This is a genomic window from Tistrella mobilis (assembly GCF_041468085.1).
In the GTDB taxonomy this organism is placed as follows: Bacteria; Pseudomonadota; Alphaproteobacteria; order Tistrellales; family Tistrellaceae; genus Tistrella; species Tistrella mobilis_A.
The window spans coordinates 29,149-42,393 of record NZ_CP121014.1 but is presented as its reverse complement, the minus strand read 5'-3'; the positions used below and the strand labels follow the sequence as shown (position 1 = coordinate 42,393).

The following is a 13,245-nucleotide window of genomic DNA, read 5'->3' as shown; positions in this document are numbered from 1 at the left end:
ACATGATGTCCGTCTCCGACCATCCCGCGACCGAAGACGAGCTGCGCCGTCAGCTTGCCGCCTGCTATCGCCTGGTCGCCCATTTCGGCATGGACGACCTGATCTACAACCATATTTCCGCCCGGGTGCCGGGGAGCGACCACCACTTTCTGATCAACCCCTATGGCATGTTCTTCCGCGAGATCACGGCAAGCTCGCTGCTCAAGATCGATCTCGACGGCAACAAGCTCTGCAACGGCGCGGGCGAGGTCAACCGGGCCGGGTTCGTGATCCATGCCGCCATCCACCGCGCGCGTGCGGATGCGATCTGCGTGCTGCATCTGCATTCGGATGCGGCAACCGCGGTCTCGGCCCTGCCCGAGGGGCTGCTGCCGGTCAGCCAGTTTGCTATGCATTTCCACAACCGGATCGGCATCCACCCCTATGAGGGCGTGGCGCTGGACCTGGAGGAACAGGACAGGCTGGTGGCCGATATCGGCCCGCACCGGGTGCTGCTGCTGCGCAATCACGGCTTCCTGACCGTGGGCCAGACGATCCCCGAGGCCTTCATGCTCGCCTATTACTTCGAGCGGGCGGCCCGGATCCAGCTGAAGGCCCAGGCGGCCGCCGCCGCATCCGGTGGCGGGCTTGCCCTGCCGCCGCCCGAGGTCTCGGAAAAGGCCGCCCGCCAGTTCACCGAATTCGCCGGCGACATCAGGCGCCCGGGTTTCCGCGAATGGCCGGGCTTCCTGCGCCTGCTCGACGACGTGGCCCCAGGCTACGCAATCTGACGACGACCGACATTTCCCCCACGTCTGCACGGAAGGATCAGTCTCATGGAGATCAAGGAACTCTCGCCCGTGATCGGCGTCGAGATCCTGGGCGTCGACGCCTCGGCGCCGATTTCCGATGCCATGGTCGCGGAGATGCGCGACCTGCTGAACACGCATTCGGTGCTGCTGCTGCGCGGCCAGACCCTGACGGAGGCCCAGCATGTCGCCTTCTCGCGCCATTTCGGCGATCTGCAGATCCATGTGCTGACCCAGTATCTGACGACGGCACATCCCGAGATCTATGTGCTGTCGAACGTCAAGGAAGCCGGCCGCTCGATCGGCAACCACAAGGAGGGCTGGAACTGGCACTCCGACTGGTCCTATCTGGAGATCCCCTGCTTCGGCTCGGTGCTCTATGCCCGCGAATGCCCGCCGGAAGGCGCCGACACGCTGTTCTCGTCGATGCATGCCGCCTGGGAAGCGCTCGACCCCGAGATGCAGGCGAAGATCCGCCATCTGAAGGCGGTGCATTCCTATGCCGGCTATTACGACAAGGCCTTCGGCGACCGCGAGCCGCTGACCGATGCCCAGCGCGCCGCCACCCCGGATGTCGTGCACCCGGTGGTCCGCACCCATCCCGAGACCGGCCGGCTGTCGCTCTATGTGGGCGAGGACATCGTGAAGGAGATCCTGGACCTGCCGGCGGAAGAGGCGGCGGCCCTGCTGGCCACGCTCAACGCCCACGCGATTTCCGATGAATTCGTCTATCGCCACAAATGGCAGGAAGGCGATCTGCTGATCTGGGACAACCGCTGCACCATGCACAAGGCCACCCCCTATGACGACGTGAAGTACCGGCGCATCATGCACCGCACCACGATCAAGGGGACCGACCGGCCGGTCTGACCGGCAGGGCCCACCCGTCGTAACAGGCGCCCGGCATGCCGCCCCGTCCCCCCGGACGGGGCGGCATCTTCGTCTCTGCCCGTCTGTGACAATTGCCTCCATTTTAGGCGCCTGATCATTCAATGAGCGTGCACCATGCTGCACCGCCAGAGCAGACCAGGGTTTTTCCGGTGAGTTTTCCGTGACTTCCCAAACTGGCGCGAAGTTTGCCTAAAGGGGCGATGGCCGCGTCCGGGCCTCTCCGGCCCGCCGATGAAGACCGAACTTCGACCGCTTCGCAGTCATGCAGTTCCTCGAGGACCAGGGGATAGTAATGAAGCACCTGAAAACCCTACTCGCTGCGGCGCCCGCCCTCGCCTTGTCGGCGCTGCCGGCCTGGGCGCAGGATGCGGCACCCGCAGCCGCGGAGGCGGCCACAGAGGCCGCCGTGACGATGGACAAGGGCGATACCGCCTGGATGATGGTCTCCACCATCCTGGTCCTCTTCATGATCCTGCCGGGTCTGGCGCTGTTCTATGGCGGTCTGGTGCGCGCCAAGAACATGCTCTCGGTGCTGATGCAGTGCACCATGATCACCGGCGTGGTGATCATCGTCTGGACGCTCTGGGGCTATTCGATGGCCTTCGGCGATGCCCCCAGCATGTTCTGGGGCGGGCTGGACAAGGCCTTCCTGGCCGGCGTCACCATGGACAGCGTCGCCGCCACCTTCACCGACGGCGTGGTGATCCCCGAATACGTGTTCATCTGCTTCCAGATGACCTTCGCCTGCATCACCCCGGCGCTGATCGTCGGCGCCTTCGCCGAGCGCATGCGCTTCACGGCGGTGGTGCTGTTCGTGATCCTGTGGGTCACCTTCGTCTACTTCCCGATCGCCCACATGGTGTGGGATTCCGACGGCATGCTCTTCGCCTGGGGCGCGCTGGATTTCGCCGGCGGCACGGTGGTGCACATCAATGCCGGCATCGCGGGCCTGGTGGGCTGCATCATGGTCGGCAAGCGCATCGGCCTTGGCCGTGACATGATGGCCCCGCATTCGATGACGCTGACCATGGTCGGCGCCGCGATCCTGTGGGTCGGCTGGTTCGGCTTCAACGCCGGTTCCAACCTGGAAGCCACCGGCGGCGCAGCACTTGCCATGATCAACACCTTCACCGCCACCGCCGGCGCCCTGGTCGCCTGGGTGGTGATCGAAAGCCTGGCCCGCGGCAAGGCTTCGATGCTGGGCGCCGCCTCGGGCATCGTCGCCGGCCTGGTCGCCGTCACCCCGGCCGCCGGCCTGATCGGCCCGGTGGGCGCGATCGTGCTCGGCATCATCGCCTCGGCGATCTGCTACTTCTTCGTGACGGTGGTGAAGAACAAGCTGGGCTATGACGACAGCCTGGACGTGTTCGGCGTGCACGGCATCGGCGGCATCGTCGGTGCGGTCGGCACCGGCGTGTTCACCAGCGCGTCGCTGGGTGGCATCGGCTATGCCGACGGCGTGACCATGGCCGACCAGGTCTGGACCCAGATCCTGGCCGTGCTGGTCACCATCGCCTGGTCGGGCATCGGCAGCCTGATCCTGTACAAGATCGTCGACCTGCTCGTCGGCCTGCGGGTCAGCAAGGAATCCGAGACCGAGGGCCTGGACCTGTCCAGCCACGGCGAAGCCGCCTATCACAACTGAGGCCGGTTTCGTCCGGCAAGACGAATACCCCGACAATCCCCGCCATCCATCCGGATGGCGGGGATTTTTCGTTCCGTCAATGACATGGGCGGCCGGTATCCACGCGATCCTCCATCGCGTTCTGCGTGAACAATATCCGTTCTTAATTGCAAATTGCGTTTGTATTTATATCCGATAAGATGATGATCTTCGTCGCTTCCGGCATTCGAGGACATCCATGCAGCTCGGCGCCTTCCTGATGCCCGCGCATCCTGCGTCGCGATCACTCCGCGACGGCCATTTCCACGATCTTGACACGCTGGAGTATCTGGATCGGATCGGCTTCGCCGAGGCCTGGATCGGCGAGCACTACATGATGCCGGCCGAGCCCTGCCCGTCACCGGATCTGCTGATCGCCCAGGCCTTCCTGCGGACACGGCACATCCGCCTGGCCCCCGGCGCGTTCATGCTGCCGTTCCACCATCCGGCGGAACTCGCCCACCGGATCTGCATGCTGGACCATATCTCGGACGGTCGGCTGATGATCGGCATCGGGGCCAGCGGTACGGTCCTGGACCTTGAAATGTTCGACATCGACCATCGCGCCGGCGTGCACCGCGAGATGACCGCGGAATCGATCGAGATCATGACCCGGTTCTGGGAAAGCGAGGGCCCGTTCGAATATCGCGGCCGCTTCTGGACCGTGCGTCGGCCGGCAGATCAGCCGGAGAAGGCCACCGGCTATCACCTGAAGCCGCTGCAGAAGCCCTACCCGCCCATCGGGGTGACGGGGCTGTCGGCATCCTCGCCCACTCTCAGGCTGGCGGGTGAAAACGGCTGGCTGCCGATCAGCTTCTGCTTCACGCCCCAATATCTGCACACCCATTGGGCAATGGTGGAAGAGGGCGCGCAGCGCCGCGGCCGTGCCGCCCCGTCGCGCGCCGACTGGCGGGTCAGCCGCCCCTTCTTCGTGGCGGAAACCGACGAGGAGGCGTGGCGCCGTTCGGTCGGCGGCGAGATGGGCCGCTATTTCCGCGAGGACTATCTGCCCATGCTGAAGGGCAACAACGCCCTCGGCCTGATGAAGCATCATCCGGACGTGCCCGATTCCGACGTGACGGTCGACTATGTGGCAAAGCACTGCTGGATCACCGGCTCTCCCGAAACGGTGGCCGACCGGATCGCCGAAATGCAGGAGCTGTCGGGCGGTTTCGGCACCCTGCATGTGATGTGCTTCGACCATCTGGACGAGCTGGAGCCGACACGTGAAAGCCATGCCCGTCTGGCCGGCATCGCCGCATCGACCTTCGCCTGACGGAGCCTTCCCATGAGCGACAGCGCAGCCTCCGGCCCGCGCCCTGCGGGGCGGGCCGCCATTCTGGTCATCGACATGCAGCATGATTTCGTCGATGACGATGCGCCGATTGCCTGTCCGGGCGCGCAGGACATCGTGCCCGCCATCCGCCGTCTCTGCGCCACGGCCCGTGCCGCCGGGCTGCCGGTGATCTATACCCGCGAATCCCATCGCCGCCAGCGGGTCGATTTCGGCCTTGAACTGGAATATGGCGAAACCCTGCATTGTGTCGAGGGCACCCGCGGCATCGAGATCATCGACGAACTTGCACCCGAACCCGACGACTACGTGCTGATCAAGCGCCGCTACAGCGGCTTCTTCGCGACCGATCTGGACCTGCTGCTTCGCGGTCTCGGCGTCGACACGCTGGTGCTGACGGGCGTCGCCACCGATGTCTGCGTGCGTGCCACCGCGCAGGACGGGCTGCAGCTCGACTATCGGGTCATCGTGGCCGAAGACTGCGTGGCCGGCACCAGCCGCGCCCGCCACGACGCCGCGCTGGAGCATATCGGCTATGTGCTGGGCCGGGTGATGCCCGTTGCGCAGGTGACCGCGCTTCTGGGCCTGGATCACCCGCGATGACCGCGATCCCGACGACCGAAAGGCCAAGGATCGACCCGAAGGCGTTGATCAGGGATCTGGCGGCGGCGCCTGGCCGTCATCTCCTGCACCGCGAGCAGGCGCGGTGGATGGTCGCCGACCTGCTGGAGGATCGCTATGCCCCCGAACAGGCCGGCGCCATACTCGCGCTGATGGCACAGCGGCACGAGGCCGCTCAAGAGATCGCCGGAGCCGTCGATGCCCTGCTGGACCACACGCCGGCCCTGCAGATATGCACCGACGACGCCGTCGATATCGGCGGCACCGGCGGCGATGGCGGACGGACCTTCAACATCTCGACCGTGGCCGCACTGGTCGTGGCGGGCGCCGGCGTGCCGGTGGTCAAACACGGCAACCGCGCCGTCAGCGGCCGGGCCGGCAGCGCCGATCTGATCGAGGCGCTGGGGGCAGACCCGATCCGCCGCAGCCACCCCGACATCGTCGGCGCCGATCTCGACCGCTGCGGCTTCGCCTTCATCGCCACCCCGGCCCATTACCGCTTTCCCGAACGCCTGAGCGCCCTGCGCCGCGCCCTCGGCATTCCAAGCCTGTTCAATCTGGCAGGCCCCCTTGCCCATCCCGCGGGTCTGCGGCGGCAGGTGGTGGGCGTGGCCCGGCCCTGGCAGATCAGGGACATGGCCGATGCCGCGCGCGAGCTGGGCCGGAGCCGGGCCTTCATCGTCCACGGCCTGGCCGGTATCGACGAGATCAGCCCGGCCGGAGAGACCGTGGTCATCCGCGTGGACGGCGGGGCCGTGGATCGAATGACGGTGTCCGCCGCCGATTTCGGCCTGGCAGCTTGCAGCCTGGACGATCTGGCGGGCGGCGATGCGGCCCGGAATGCCGCGATCTGCCAGGCCATCCTGGCGGGCAGCCGCGGCCCCGGAACAGATGCCGTCGTCATGGCCGCCGCCCTGACGCTGATGGCTGCGGGACGGGCGCGCGGCTTTACCGAGGGGGCCGCGATGGCCCTGCATGCCCTGACCAGCGGCGGTGCCCGGCAGGTATTGATGCGTTTTCTGGGGCAGGATCGATGAGAAGCGGTGTGAAGATCTGCGGCATAACGACCGCGGAAGATGCGCTGGCGGCCGTCGCGGCCGGGGCCGATGCGCTGGGATTCGTCATGTCCGCAAGCCCGCGTCAGATCGGCGCGGCCGAGGTGCGGGCGATCATCGACCGGCTGCCGCCCTTCATGGCGACCGTCGGTGTCTTCGTCGACGAGCCGCTTGCCCGGGTTCAGGAGGCAAGCGCCGCGGCCGGAGTCTCGATGGTTCAGCTGCAGGGCGATGAAGACCCCGATTACTGCCGGGCGGTCGGGCGCCCCGTGATCAAGGGTTTCAAGGTCGGCGGGTCCGTGGACGCCCGCCGGGTCGCGGACTATCAGGTGGCGGCCTGCCTGTTCGACACGCTGGTCGAGGGCAAGGCCGGCGGCACCGGCCGGCGTTTCGACTGGCGGCTGTTGCGCGGCCTGGCTTTACCCCGCCCGGTCATCATCGCAGGCGGCCTGACGGCCGACACGGTTGGAGAGGTGATCCGCCGGCTGAACCCCGCCATGGTGGATGTCAGCTCGGGCGTCGCCGCCGATGCCAGACGCAAGGATCCGGCCCGGATGCGTGCCTTCGTCGACGCCGTGCGCCGGGCACGGCGCGACGTCGCTGACGGTGGCGACCTGCTGGTCGATGCCTTCGACGACCGGCCGTTGATCGAGATCGACGGCCGGCAGTTCCTGGTCAATCCGCTGACCGAGCAGGTGCCGGCGACCACGGCCGGGCTGCTGCGATGCGCCGCCGAACGCTGCTGCGATGCGCTCGACCTCGACCCTGGGCTCAAGCTCGTGGGTGAAGAGGACAAGGGCGGCGCCCTGCTCGCCGCGGTGTCGCTGCTGTCGGGGCTGCCCTACGGCATCGCGCGCTGGTACCCCTCGGGTCTGGCGGGACAGGTATCGGTGGATTTCTCCTGCGAATACACGTCGGGCGGGCTTTATCTGAACGGGGTCGATGCGGGCGACCGGGTGGCGATCGTCGACGATCTGATCAGCACCGGCGGCACGCTGATCGGCCTGATCGAGGCGGTGCGGCGCGCGGGTGCGGTGGTCGAACAGGTGGTCTGCGTGGCCGAGAAGGTGGATTACGACGGCGTGGGCCGGGTGCGGCAGGCAACCGGCCTGAATGTCCGCACCCTGGTCCGCATTGCGGTCGACGGGCCGCGCTCACGCGTGGTCGGCCTGGGCTACGGCCCCTCGGCATCCCTGGCAGAGGAGCTGGAGATCCATGCCTAGGATCTTTCCGGGCTGGTTCCTGGTCGTGGCCGCCCATCTGCTGCTGATGCTGATCTTCGGCGCCGCCTATTCCTTCGGGGCCTTTTTCACCCATCTGCAGCAGGCCTTCGATGCCGGCCGCTTTTCGGTCGCCTCCATCTTCTCGGCGACCGCCTTCCTCTATTATGCGACAGGCATCGTCTCGGGCACGATCGCCGACCGGATTTCGACCCGCATGGTGGTGGCCGCCGGCATCATCGCCCTCTCGGCCGGATTCTTCGGGGCAAGTTTCATGACCGGCTCGCTGAGCGGGTTCCTGATCGTCTTCTGCAGCCTGGTCGGGCTGGGGGTGGGGCTGGTCTATGTGCCGACGGTGACCGCGGTGCAGCGCTGGTTCGTGCGCAACCGGGCGGCGGCATCGGGCCTGGCCCTGTCCGGCACCGGGGTCGGCACCTTCGTCGGGCCGGTGGCGGCCGGGGCCCTGCTGACCACCCTGCCCTTCGAGACGACGCTCAGGATCTTTGCGGCCGTCATCCTGGTGCTCGGCCTTGTCGCGACCCTGCGGATCCACGGCTCGCCCGCAGCGCTGGGCCTGCGGCCGGATGGCGACCCGGCGCCGCCGGCCGGCACGGCAAGGCGCGACGGGCAGATCCCGCGGACCATGGCGGCCGGCCCGGCCGCCATCCGCGACACCACCCTGGCCGAAGCCGCCCGGACTGCGCGCTTCCACTGGTATTTCGCCGCGATCCTGTTCGGATCGGTCGGGCTGTTCCTCGCCCTGGTTCATATCAACCCCTATGCGCAGGCACTCGGGCTGCCGGAGGCCCGGGCCAATCTGCTGATCGGGCTGATCGGTGCCGGCAATATCGGCGGGCGGCTGTTTCTGGGCCGGCTGGGCGATCGGATGGGCCCCCTGCGCCTGCTGGTCCTGCTCACTTTCGCCCTCGCCCTGCTGAACGGGCTCTGGCTCGCCGCCGGCGGGTTCGCAGCCCTCGCCGTGTTCGCCGTGGCCTTCGGGGCGGCCAATGGCGGTTGCATTGCGCTCTACCCCGCGGTCGCCGCGGGCTGGTTCGGCACCCGGCATCTGGGCGCCATCCTGGGGACGCTATATCTGGCGGTCGGCATCGCCGCCATCGCCGGCGGCAGCCTGGCAGGGCTGCTGTTCGATCTGACCCGCAGCTATGCGACGTCGATCCTGTCAAGCGGCGCCTGCGCCCTGCTGTCGGTGGCCTGCATCGCGGTCGCCGACCGCAGGCGGCCGGTCATGGCAGACATGTCGCACCGGTTTGCGGAATGATCGGGGATCTGCGCTCGGCGCTCGATGCCCTGGCCCGTGCCGGCGACACGGTGCAGGTCGTCGACGCGCCGGTCGATCCGCAGATCGGGCTGATCGCCGGCATCTTCAGAACGATCCGGGCCCCCGGTCGATCGTGGATGACGGCCGAACAGCCGTTGCACCTCTACCGCCGGCCGCTGCACGGCCGCTTTCCGATCGTCACCGGCCTGTTCGGCAGCCGCAGCCGCCTGCGCTTTCTGCTCGACCCGGATCAGCGGCATGGCGCCGAGCCGGCACCGGGATCGGCAGGATCCGGCAATGCCGCCCTGCTGCTCGACGCGATCGCCGCACCGCAGCCGGTGATGCGCGGCCGCGCCACCATGCCGCGGATGGTGATGCCTGGCGCGGATCTCCGTATGTGGCTGCCCGCCACCACCTGCACCGCCGGTGATCCGGGCCCGACGATCACGATGGGCCTGGTCCATGCCCGCGACGATGCCGGGCGTGCCAATGCCTCGGTTCACCGGATCACGCTGAAACGCCGCTCAGCCACCATCGGCATCAATCCCACCGGCCATCTGGCGCGGATGATCGCCGCGGCCGCCGCGCGGGGCCACCGCCTGCCGGTCTCGGTGAACATCGGGCTCGACCCGGCGGTCTACATCGCCGCAGCACTCAGCCGGCCGGCGATGGCCTATGGCGACGACGAACTGGCCGTGGCGGGCGCCCTGCGCGGGCGGCCGCTGGCGCTGGCCCCCTGTTTCACCAGTGACGCCTGGTTCATCGATCATGCCGAGATCGTCATCGAGGCCCGGCTCGGGCCCGAGACCGAGCCCGAACATGAACCGGATGCCCCGGCCGATGCACGGACCATGCCCGAATATCTGGGCTATACCTCGCCTGCCGGCCCCGTCACCACGCTGCATGTCGATGCCCTGAGCCACAGGCCCGATGCGCTTTATCAGGCGGTGACCGGCCCCGGCCGCGAACAGGCCGAACTGCTGGGCGCAGGACAGGAAGCGGCCATGCTGACGATGCTGCGCAAAGCCGGGATCGGCGATCTGGTGCAGGACGTGGTGGCCGCACCGGCCGGCGGCGGGCATCTGCTCACCGCCGTTCGGCTCGCCAAAACCGCACCCGCAGACGACCTGCGGGTGGTCAGGGCGGCATGCGACGCGGCCGCGGCGCTGCCGGCGGCCAAGCTGGTGGTGCTGGTCGACGACGATGTCGATGCGCGGGCGGGCGACGACCTGCTCTGGGCGATCGCCACCCGTTTCCACCCCGTGCGGGATCTGCACCTGACGGCAGAATTGCCGGGCACGCCGCTCGACCCCTCCCAATCCGCCGCCGCCCGCCCGGGCGCCCTGGCGGGCGACCCCGACGGCCTGACCGCGCGGCAGATCCTGGACTGCACGGTCCCCTTTCACCTGCGCGACCGCTTCCGTCGCGCCGTCTTCTGACGGCATCCGATGCGCTGCCAGACCCTGCTGATCGATTTCGACGGCACGCTTTTCGACACCCGCGACGCCATCCGCCTCAGCCTGGCCGCCCTGGCGGAGCTGCACGGCCAGGCACCCTTTGCGCCGGACGCGGTGAATGCGGTGATCGATGCCGGCCTGACCCTCGACGACATGCTGCGGCAGCTGATGCCGGAGCTGGGGGACGACAGGCGCGCCAGCCGGGCGGAAGATTACCGCCGGATCTACAATGGCGGCGTCGGCGTCCGGGCAAGCCGCCCCTATCCTGAGCTTGCAGCAACGCTCGACCGCATTGCGGCAGCCGGGATCGAGATGATCCTGGTGTCGAACAAGGGGGAGGTCTCGATTCGCGATGCCCTGGATCATCACGGCCTCGACGGATATTTCCGCGACCTGATCGGCCTTGCGGGAAAGCCCGACACCGCCGCTTTCCGTCGGCGGATCGCCCCGCACATGGCGGCGACCGATGCCGCGGCGGTGATGGTCGTGGGCGACACCCCGGCCGATCTGCTCTATGCCCGCGCAATCGGCGCCCATGGCTGCTGGGCCCGCTATGGCTACGGCGCCGAAGCGGCCTGCCGGGCGCTGGCGCCCGCAGCCACGATCAACCGGCTGAACGAGCTGCCGGCGGTGCTGATGATCAACGACGCCGGTATGGCGACAGCTGCACCGGGCGATGGAAGGCCGTAGACTGAGGACCGCGACGATCTGCGCCGTCATCCGCCACACCCGCCATCAGCCGGACCCCGATGCCCAACCTCCTCTCCCCCCTGCCGCCCCGCTCCATCGACGAGGCCTTCACCGAGATCCTGACCCGCCCCGGCATCCGCATCGAGCGGATCGTGTCGTGGGGCCAGGCCACGCCCGAGGGGGAATGGTACGATCAGGGCTGGGATGAATGGGTGTTGCTGCTGACCGGATCGGCCGGGCTGCTGATCGAGGGCCAGGGCGAAATCGTGCTCGGCCCCGGAGACCATGTGATGCTGCCCGCCCGGCTGCGCCATCGGGTCAGCTGGACCGACGACCATCAGCCGACGGTGTGGCTGGCGGTGCATCTGGGCAGCGAGATGGCGGGAAACGAGGGGGCGGGGTAAGGTTCAGGGGATCCGAGACCAAGGAGGACGTCATGCCCACCCCCACCACCCCCCACCCGCTTGCCCGCATCCTGCTTGCCACGGATCTGAGCGCCCGCACCGACCGGGCGCTCGACCGGGCGGTGGTGCTGGCGCGCGAGACCGGGGCGGCGCTGACCGTGCTGCATGTCAGCGAGCCCGACGGGCTGGGCCGGATGGCGGTCGATGAACGGCTGCGCCTGGCCGAACGCCATCTGCTGGCCGATCTGCCGGACGAGGTGCTGGCTGACGCCGCGGCACCATCCAGCCCCTTCACCATCCGCACCCGGGTGGAGGATGGCGATGCCGCCGACACGATCCTCAGGATCGCCGAAGACGACGGTTTCGACCTGATCGTCACCGGCCTTGCCCGCAACGAGCCGATGGGCCGGCTTCTGCTCGGCGACACGGTCGACCGGCTGCTGCGCCGCTCGTCGGTGCCGGTGCTGGTGGTGCGGCGGCGGGCGAAGCGCCCCTACCGGCAGATGCTGATCGCTACGGATCTTTCCGGCCCGGCCCGCCATGCGACGGAAACGGCCCTGACCCTGCTGCCCGATCTGCCGGCAACGGTGATCCATGCCTTCGATACGCCGTTTCACCATCTGTCGAGCGACCGGACGGCCCATATCCGCGCGCTCGGCGAAACCGCGGCACACCGGCTGAACGATGCGCTCGACGCGCTGGCGGTTCCCGCATCCAGGGTCGCCGGGTTGACCCGGATCGTGCTGCCCGGGCCGGCAGACGAGGCCGTGGCCGCGGAACTGGCACGCGAGCCGTCCGACCTGGTGGTTCTGGGCACCCGCGGCCAGGGCGTGGTGGCAGAAGCGGTGCTCGGCAGCGTGGCCAAACGCATTCTGGCGACGGTCGACGAGGATGTTCTGGTCGTGCCACGGGGCAGCTGAAGACGCCTTCTGTCAAGCGATGAGTGACGTGCACGTAAACCGCCGTTTTCCATGCAGCGCCCCGCATGACGAATGACGGCATGTGACCCATGCTTCATATGGTTAAAAATCAGGAAATCCGCCGCACAAACTATGATCCTGGGTGCATCTTCACATCTCTTGTGTGACGATCCGGCTTTGCTGTTGCACCATGCAAAGCTTTGGTGAAGGATGATCCCGCACGGGTCCGCTCAGGCCCCGTGCCGACCCCTGTCCGACATACTCCTTCCCGGGACGTCCTTACGATGATGCAGCGCGGCTCCACCGCCCGTCTGGTTCTCCTCGCCGCCACCCTTGCGGCCACTTTCGGACTGGCGGGCACCGCCGGCGCCGTGGCGCAGAGCGCGTCCACCGCACGCCCGGCCGACGCCCCGGCCGCGACCGAGCCGCAGAAGGTGGACGGTTCGGCACCCGCCTGGACGGTGACCTGCGTGTCGCGCGGGCGCGCCACGGCGGCCGACTGCACCATGGAACAGCGGCTGTTCAACAGCGACAACGGCCAGCTGATGTCGGTGGCGGTGGTCAGCGTGCCGGGCGAAAGCCGCAAGCCCGAACTGGTGCTGCAGCTGCCGACCGGCCTGACCCTGACCGAGCCCGTGACCCTGGCGGTGGATGACGGCACGCCGGTGCCGGTGACCGTGCGCTCCTGCGACGGCCGCGGCTGCTTCGCCTCTCTGCCCCTCGGCAATGATCTTCTGAAGGCGATGCGGGCCGGCAAGGTGATGTCGATCCGCGCCGTCGCCGGCAACGGCGCCGTGCTGACCTTCCCCCATATGCTGGTCGATTTCACCGCCGCCTTCGACGCGGTGAAGTGACCGGACGCCCGCCGGACGCGGCGGGCACCTGAGGACGACGGACCTGAACGGCGGCGGCGCAAGCCGCCGGACCGACGGCATGAGAGGCGAGACCGATGGCGAAGTCGGG

At 68.2% G+C, this 13,245-nt stretch carries 13 protein-coding genes; all 13 read left to right on the top strand.

All coding sequences use genetic code 11. The annotated features are described in order from the left end of the window. Positions 1-5 precede the first annotated feature (5 nt). The gene (locus P7L68_RS00130; RefSeq protein WP_371998977.1) at positions 6-770 is read left to right on the top strand and encodes a class II aldolase/adducin family protein; all 765 of its coding nucleotides are present in this window, start codon (positions 6-8) and stop codon (positions 768-770) included. A 45-nt stretch (positions 771-815) separates the two neighbouring features. Beyond that, positions 816-1,658 carry a TauD/TfdA dioxygenase family protein gene (locus tag P7L68_RS00125; protein ID WP_371998976.1) on the top strand — a complete coding sequence of 281 codons (843 nt, stop codon included), beginning with the start codon at positions 816-818 and terminating at the stop codon, positions 1,656-1,658. Between the two features lie 313 nt (positions 1,659-1,971). Beyond that, positions 1,972-3,324: an ammonium transporter gene (locus P7L68_RS00120; RefSeq protein ID WP_371998975.1), complete on the top strand. Its 1,353-nt coding sequence runs from the start codon at positions 1,972-1,974 to the stop codon at positions 3,322-3,324. Positions 3,325-3,541: 217 nt separating this feature from the next. Continuing rightward, positions 3,542-4,618: an LLM class flavin-dependent oxidoreductase gene (locus P7L68_RS00115; RefSeq protein WP_371998974.1), complete on the top strand. Its 1,077-nt coding sequence runs from the start codon at positions 3,542-3,544 to the stop codon at positions 4,616-4,618. A 12-nt stretch (positions 4,619-4,630) separates the two neighbouring features. After that, positions 4,631-5,239: an isochorismatase family protein gene (locus P7L68_RS00110; protein WP_371998973.1), complete on the top strand. Its 609-nt coding sequence runs from the start codon at positions 4,631-4,633 to the stop codon at positions 5,237-5,239. Continuing rightward, the gene (gene trpD, locus P7L68_RS00105) at positions 5,236-6,294 is read left to right on the top strand and encodes an anthranilate phosphoribosyltransferase (protein ID WP_371998972.1); all 1,059 of its coding nucleotides are present in this window, start codon (positions 5,236-5,238) and stop codon (positions 6,292-6,294) included. The genes P7L68_RS00110 and trpD overlap by 4 nt, the downstream gene beginning before the upstream one ends. A gap of 8 nt (positions 6,295-6,302) precedes the next feature. After that, positions 6,303-7,535, top strand: a complete 1,233-nt coding sequence (locus tag P7L68_RS00100) for a hypothetical protein (protein WP_371998971.1) — start codon at positions 6,303-6,305, stop codon at positions 7,533-7,535. Continuing rightward, positions 7,528-8,811 carry an MFS transporter gene (locus P7L68_RS00095; RefSeq protein ID WP_371998970.1) on the top strand — a complete coding sequence of 428 codons (1,284 nt, stop codon included), beginning with the start codon at positions 7,528-7,530 and terminating at the stop codon, positions 8,809-8,811. Before P7L68_RS00100 ends, P7L68_RS00095 begins: the two co-directional genes overlap by 8 nt. Beyond that, entirely contained in the window at positions 8,808-10,250 is a 1,443-nt protein-coding gene (locus tag P7L68_RS00090; protein ID WP_371998969.1) for a UbiD family decarboxylase domain-containing protein, read from the top strand. Before P7L68_RS00095 ends, P7L68_RS00090 begins: the two co-directional genes overlap by 4 nt. Before the next feature lie 9 nt (positions 10,251-10,259). Continuing rightward, entirely contained in the window at positions 10,260-10,958 is a 699-nt protein-coding gene (locus tag P7L68_RS00085) for an HAD family hydrolase (RefSeq protein ID WP_371998968.1), read from the top strand. A 59-nt stretch (positions 10,959-11,017) separates the two neighbouring features. After that, the gene (locus P7L68_RS00080) at positions 11,018-11,362 is read left to right on the top strand and encodes a cupin domain-containing protein (RefSeq protein ID WP_371998967.1); all 345 of its coding nucleotides are present in this window, start codon (positions 11,018-11,020) and stop codon (positions 11,360-11,362) included. A gap of 32 nt (positions 11,363-11,394) precedes the next feature. Continuing rightward, on the top strand, positions 11,395-12,282 hold the full coding sequence (locus P7L68_RS00075) for a universal stress protein (RefSeq protein ID WP_371998966.1): 888 nt from the start codon (positions 11,395-11,397) through the stop codon (positions 12,280-12,282). 284 nt (positions 12,283-12,566) lie between these two features. Beyond that, positions 12,567-13,136, top strand: coding sequence for an invasion associated locus B family protein (locus tag P7L68_RS00070; protein WP_371998965.1), 570 nt, complete (start codon positions 12,567-12,569; stop codon positions 13,134-13,136). The last annotated feature ends 109 nt before the right edge of the window (positions 13,137-13,245 follow it).

Bases quoted from the DNA above. Each gene is read 5' to 3' on its own strand.
- P7L68_RS00130 (WP_371998977.1), top strand. From the start codon at position 6: ATGTCCGTCTCCGACCATCCCGCGACCGAAGACGAGCTGCGCCGTCAG.
- P7L68_RS00125 (WP_371998976.1), top strand. From the start codon at position 816: ATGGAGATCAAGGAACTCTCGCCCGTGATCGGCGTCGAGATCCTGGGC.
- P7L68_RS00120 (WP_371998975.1), top strand. From the start codon at position 1,972: ATGAAGCACCTGAAAACCCTACTCGCTGCGGCGCCCGCCCTCGCCTTG.
- P7L68_RS00115 (WP_371998974.1), top strand. From the start codon at position 3,542: ATGCAGCTCGGCGCCTTCCTGATGCCCGCGCATCCTGCGTCGCGATCA.
- P7L68_RS00110 (WP_371998973.1), top strand. From the start codon at position 4,631: ATGAGCGACAGCGCAGCCTCCGGCCCGCGCCCTGCGGGGCGGGCCGCC.
- trpD (WP_371998972.1), top strand. From the start codon at position 5,236: ATGACCGCGATCCCGACGACCGAAAGGCCAAGGATCGACCCGAAGGCG.
- P7L68_RS00095 (WP_371998970.1), top strand. From the start codon at position 7,528: ATGCCTAGGATCTTTCCGGGCTGGTTCCTGGTCGTGGCCGCCCATCTG.
- P7L68_RS00090 (WP_371998969.1), top strand. From the start codon at position 8,808: ATGATCGGGGATCTGCGCTCGGCGCTCGATGCCCTGGCCCGTGCCGGC.
- P7L68_RS00085 (WP_371998968.1), top strand. From the start codon at position 10,260: ATGCGCTGCCAGACCCTGCTGATCGATTTCGACGGCACGCTTTTCGAC.
- P7L68_RS00080 (WP_371998967.1), top strand. From the start codon at position 11,018: ATGCCCAACCTCCTCTCCCCCCTGCCGCCCCGCTCCATCGACGAGGCC.
- P7L68_RS00075 (WP_371998966.1), top strand. From the start codon at position 11,395: ATGCCCACCCCCACCACCCCCCACCCGCTTGCCCGCATCCTGCTTGCC.
- P7L68_RS00070 (WP_371998965.1), top strand. From the start codon at position 12,567: ATGATGCAGCGCGGCTCCACCGCCCGTCTGGTTCTCCTCGCCGCCACC.